The 5,562-nt window shown below is 51.2% G+C and carries 2 tRNA genes and 3 rRNA genes; all 5 read left to right on the top strand.

Features of this window, described 5'->3' with window-relative positions:
- Positions 1–307 precede the first annotated feature (307 nt).
- The 5 genes from AC3A6B_RS29705 to rrf all read left to right on the top strand — a co-directional run bounded on the left by AC3A6B_RS29705 (position 308) and on the right by rrf (position 5,513).
- A 16S ribosomal RNA gene (locus AC3A6B_RS29705) occupies positions 308–1,842 on the top strand.
- A gap of 69 nt (positions 1,843–1,911) precedes the next feature.
- Positions 1,912–1,988, top strand: a tRNA-Ile gene (locus AC3A6B_RS29700).
- Between the two features lie 27 nt (positions 1,989–2,015).
- A tRNA-Ala gene (locus AC3A6B_RS29695) sits at positions 2,016–2,091 on the top strand.
- Positions 2,092–2,412: 321 nt separating this feature from the next.
- Positions 2,413–5,283, top strand: a 23S ribosomal RNA gene (locus AC3A6B_RS29690).
- Between the two features lie 117 nt (positions 5,284–5,400).
- Positions 5,401–5,513: ribosomal RNA gene (gene rrf, locus AC3A6B_RS29685) — 5S ribosomal RNA — on the top strand.
- Together the 16S, 23S and 5S rRNA genes with 2 tRNA genes alongside form the textbook arrangement of a ribosomal RNA operon.
- Positions 5,514–5,562: the final 49 nt, after the last annotated feature.

Genomic DNA, 5,562 nt, shown 5'->3' with positions numbered 1-5,562 from the left:
GGGAAGGAAGAAGAGAAGAGCAAAAAATGCAAAAATTCTTCCAAAAAGTTTGACGGTTCTTCAAAAACCGTGTGATAATTTAAGGCTTCGCTGATCGCAGCGAAGGAGATGCAAGACAGAAGATGTTTTGCATTGGGATCGTTAAAAACATACAGCCGATAAGCGTGGGCGTTTGAGGCGAGTGGCCAAGTTCTTCGGAACGAAGTCGCAAGACTTTAAACGCTCATGAGAATAGAAGTGAAGTTCACTTCAATTCCGTTTTTATGAGTTTTGTCTGACCGCGAGGTTGGACGCAAAAATCAAGATCGAACTATAGAGTTTGATCCTGGCTCAGATTGAACGCTGGCGGCATGCCTTACACATGCAAGTCGAACGGCAGCACGGGAGCAATCCTGGTGGCGAGTGGCGAACGGGTGAGTAATACATCGGAACGTGCCCAATCGTGGGGGATAACGCAGCGAAAGCTGTGCTAATACCGCATAAGATCTACGGATGAAAGCAGGGGACCGCAAGGCCTTGCGCGAATGGAGCGGCCGATGGCAGATTAGGTAGTTGGTGAGGTAAAGGCTCACCAAGCCTTCGATCTGTAGCTGGTCTGAGAGGACGACCAGCCACACTGGGACTGAGACACGGCCCAGACTCCTACGGGAGGCAGCAGTGGGGAATTTTGGACAATGGGCGCAAGCCTGATCCAGCCATGCCGCGTGCAGGATGAAGGCCTTCGGGTTGTAAACTGCTTTTGTACGGAACGAAAAGGTTCTTTCTAATAAAGAGAGCTCATGACGGTACCGTAAGAATAAGCACCGGCTAACTACGTGCCAGCAGCCGCGGTAATACGTAGGGTGCAAGCGTTAATCGGAATTACTGGGCGTAAAGCGTGCGCAGGCGGTGATGTAAGACAGTTGTGAAATCCCCGGGCTCAACCTGGGAACTGCATCTGTGACTGCATCGCTGGAGTACGGTAGAGGGGGATGGAATTCCGCGTGTAGCAGTGAAATGCGTAGATATGCGGAGGAACACCGATGGCGAAGGCAATCCCCTGGACCTGTACTGACGCTCATGCACGAAAGCGTGGGGAGCAAACAGGATTAGATACCCTGGTAGTCCACGCCCTAAACGATGTCAACTGGTTGTTGGGTCTTCACTGACTCAGTAACGAAGCTAACGCGTGAAGTTGACCGCCTGGGGAGTACGGCCGCAAGGTTGAAACTCAAAGGAATTGACGGGGACCCGCACAAGCGGTGGATGATGTGGTTTAATTCGATGCAACGCGAAAAACCTTACCCACCTTTGACATGTACGGAATTTGCCAGAGATGGCTTAGTGCTCGAAAGAGAACCGTAACACAGGTGCTGCATGGCTGTCGTCAGCTCGTGTCGTGAGATGTTGGGTTAAGTCCCGCAACGAGCGCAACCCTTGTCATTAGTTGCTACATTTAGTTGGGCACTCTAGTGAGACTGCCGGTGACAAACCGGAGGAAGGTGGGGATGACGTCAAGTCCTCATGGCCCTTATAGGTGGGGCTACACACGTCATACAATGGCTGGTACAAAGGGTTGCCAACCCGCGAGGGGGAGCTAATCCCATAAAACCAGTCGTAGTCCGGATCGCAGTCTGCAACTCGACTGCGTGAAGTCGGAATCGCTAGTAATCGTGGATCAGAATGTCACGGTGAATACGTTCCCGGGTCTTGTACACACCGCCCGTCACACCATGGGAGCGGGTTCTGCCAGAAGTAGTTAGCCTAACCGCAAGGAGGGCGATTACCACGGCAGGGTTCGTGACTGGGGTGAAGTCGTAACAAGGTAGCCGTATCGGAAGGTGCGGCTGGATCACCTCCTTTCTGGAAACAAGCCACTCAAATTGAACGCCCACACTTATCGGTTGTTGGAAGATGTCGAGTCTTCGACATGGGTCTGTAGCTCAGCTGGTTAGAGCACCGTCTTGATAAGGCGGGGGTCGTTGGTTCGAGCCCAACTAGACCCACCATTCCTTCCGATAGTCTCGTGAGGACCCGGGGGATTAGCTCAGCTGGGAGAGCACCTGCTTTGCAAGCAGGGGGTCGTCGGTTCGATCCCGTCATCCTCCACCAATCGCTGGTAGTTAGAAATTCAACACCAAAGAGGCTTTGTGCGCGAGCATGAGGCTTCTTTGTTGTTGATCGAGATCTCTTGATCAATCGGCTGTTCTTTAAAAATTCATAGAGTCGAATCAGCGTTGCTGATGGAAACCGCACATTCGTAAAGGTTTAGTGCGGACCGTGCCATCAGCGACATGAATTTTTGATTGCGTCAAATGAACTTCAATTTCGAGTCAAATCGAAAGTATGAAGACGGCATAACGCGTCAGGTGAAAGACCTGACACATTCCTTGAAACGATTTTGGTTTCTGTGAAGAAACGTCAAAGTTATAGGGTCAAGTGAATAAGAGCATGTGGTGGATGCCTTGGCGATGATAGGCGACGAAGGACGTGATAGCCTGCGATAAGCTTCGGGGAGCTGGCAAATTAGCTTTGATCCGGAGATTTCCGAATGGGGAAACCCACCGAAAGGTATCGCATGATGAATACATAGTCATGCGAGGCGAACCGGGTGAACTGAAACATCTCAGTAGCTCGAGGAAAAGACATCAACCGAGATTCCGAAAGTAGTGGCGAGCGAAATCGGAAGAGCCTGTTAGTGATAGCACAAGACTTAACGGAACAGCTTGGAAAGGCTGGCCATAGCGGGTGATAGCCCCGTACGTGAAAAGACCTGTGTGGTACTGAGCTAACGACAAGTAGGGCGGGACACGAGAAATCCTGTCTGAATATGGGGGGACCATCCTCCAAGGCTAAATACTCATCATCGACCGATAGTGAACTAGTACCGTGAGGGAAAGGCGAAAAGAACCCCGGGAGGGGAGTGAAATAGATCCTGAAACCGCATGCTTACAAAAAGTAGGAGCCCGCAAGGGTGACTGCGTACCTTTTGTATAATGGGTCAGCGACTTACATTCAGTGGCAAGGTTAACCGAATAGGGAAGCCGTAGAGAAATCGAGTCCGAATAGGGCGTCCAGTCGCTGGGTGTAGACCCGAAACCAAGTGATCTATCCATGGCCAGGATGAAGGTGCCGTAACAGGTACTGGAGGTCCGAACCGACTAGTGTTGCAAAACTAGCGGATGAGCTGTGGATAGGGGTGAAAGGCTAAACAAACTTGGAAATAGCTGGTTCTCTCCGAAAACTATTTAGGTAGTGCCTCAAGTATTACCGTCGGGGGTAGAGCACTGTTTTGGCTAGGGGGTCATGGCGACTTACCAAACCAAGGCAAACTCCGAATACCGACGAGTACAGCTTGGGAGACAGAGCACCGGGTGCTAACGTCCGGACTCAAGAGGGAAACAACCCAGACCGCCAGCTAAGGTCCCTAAAATTGGCTAAGTGGGAAACGAAGTGGGAAGGCTAAAACAGTCAGGATGTTGGCTTAGAAGCAGCCATCATTTAAAGAAAGCGTAATAGCTCACTGATCGAGTCGTCCTGCGCGGAAGATGTAACGGGGCTAAGCCAGTTACCGAAGCTGCGGATTTGCAATTTATTGCAAGTGGTAGGAGAGCGTTCTGTAAGCCTGTGAAGGTGCGTTGTAAAGCGTGCTGGAGGTATCAGAAGTGCGAATGCTGACATGAGTAGCGTTAAAGGGGGTGAAAAGCCCCCTCGCCGTAAGCGCAAGGTTTTCTACGCAACGTTCATCGGCGTAGAGTGAGTCGGCCCCTAAGGCGAGGCAGAGATGCGTAGCTGATGGGAAACAGGTCAATATTCCTGTACCGATGTGTAGTGCGATGTGGGGACGGATCTTAATAGGTCATCCGGGTGTTGGATATCCCGGTTTAGTTGGAAGTAGGCGATGGGTAGGCAAATCCGCCCGTCATATACCGAGGCCAACGATCGAGCCAGCTTGCTGGTGAAGTGACTGAACGAGGTTCCAGGAAAAGCCACTAAGCTTCAGCTACACACGACCGTACCGCAAACCGACACTGGTGCGCGAGATGAGTATTCTAAGGCGCTTGAGAGAACTCAGGAGAAGGAACTCGGCAAATTGACACCGTAACTTCGGAAGAAGGTGTGCCCTATTAGTGTGAAGTGAACAACGGAGCATGAATGGGTTGCAAAAAATCGGTGGCTGCGACTGTTTATTAAAAACACAGCACTCTGCAAACACGAAAGTGGACGTATAGGGTGTGACGCCTGCCCGGTGCTGGAAGATTAAATGATGGGGTGCAAGCTCTTGATTGAAGTCCCAGTAAACGGCGGCCGTAACTATAACGGTCCTAAGGTAGCGAAATTCCTTGTCGGGTAAGTTCCGACCTGCACGAATGGCGTAACGATGGCCACACTGTCTCCTCCTGAGACTCAGCGAAGTTGAAATGTTTGTGATGATGCAATCTCCCCGCGGAAAGACGGAAAGACCCCATGAACCTTTACTGTAGCTTTGTATTGGACTTTGAACAGATCTGTGTAGGATAGGTGGGAGGCTTTGAAGCAGGGTCGCTAGATCTTGTGGAGCCAACGTTGAAATACCACCCTGGTGTGTTTGAGGTTCTAACCTAGGTCCATTATCTGGATCGGGGACAGTGCATGGTAGGCAGTTTGACTGGGGCGGTCTCCTCCCAAAGCGTAACGGAGGAGTTCGAAGGTACGCTAGTTACGGTCGGACATCGTGACGATAGTGCAATGGCATAAGCGTGCTTAACTGCGAGACTGACAAGTCGAGCAGATGCGAAAGCAGGACATAGTGATCCGGTGGTTCTGTATGGAAGGGCCATCGCTCAACGGATAAAAGGTACTCTGGGGATAACAGGCTGATACCGCCCAAGAGTTCATATCGACGGCGGTGTTTGGCACCTCGATGTCGGCTCATCTCATCCTGGGGCTGTAGCCGGTCCCAAGGGTATGGCTGTTCGCCATTTAAAGAGGTACGTGAGCTGGGTTTAAAACGTCGTGAGACAGTTTGGTCCCTATCTTCCGTGGGCGCTGCAGATTTGAGGAAGCCTGCTCCTAGTACGAGAGGACCGGAGTGGACACACCTCTGGTGTATCGGTTGTCACGCCAGTGGCATTGCCGAGTAGCTAAGTGTGGAAGAGATAACCGCTGAAAGCATCTAAGCGGGAAACTCGTTTCAAGATGAGATCTGCCGGGGCCTCGAGCCCCCTGAAGAGTCGTTCAAGACCAGGACGTTGATAGGTCGGGTGTGGAAGCGCAGTAATGCGTTAAGCTAACCGATACTAATTGCTCGTGCGGCTTGACCCTATAACTTTGATCTACGATCAAGGTGTTATGCCAAGTTGACGCATTCAAAACACTCAAGCTGATTCCAAACTCTATGAATTCGCCGTATTGACCCCGTCAATACAGCAACCCTTTATGCCTGATGACCATAGCGAGGTGGTCCCACTCCTTCCCATCCCGAACAGGACAGTGAAACGCCTCAGCGCCGATGATAGTGCGGGTTCCCGTGTGAAAGTAGGTCATCGTCAGGCTCTTACAGCCCCAAAAAGCCCAACCAGAAATGGTTGGGCTTTTTGCTTT

The sequence above is a fragment of the Variovorax sp. Soil_C_33 genome (assembly GCF_057656935.1).
This window is presented reverse-complemented; position numbering and strand designations above follow the sequence as displayed.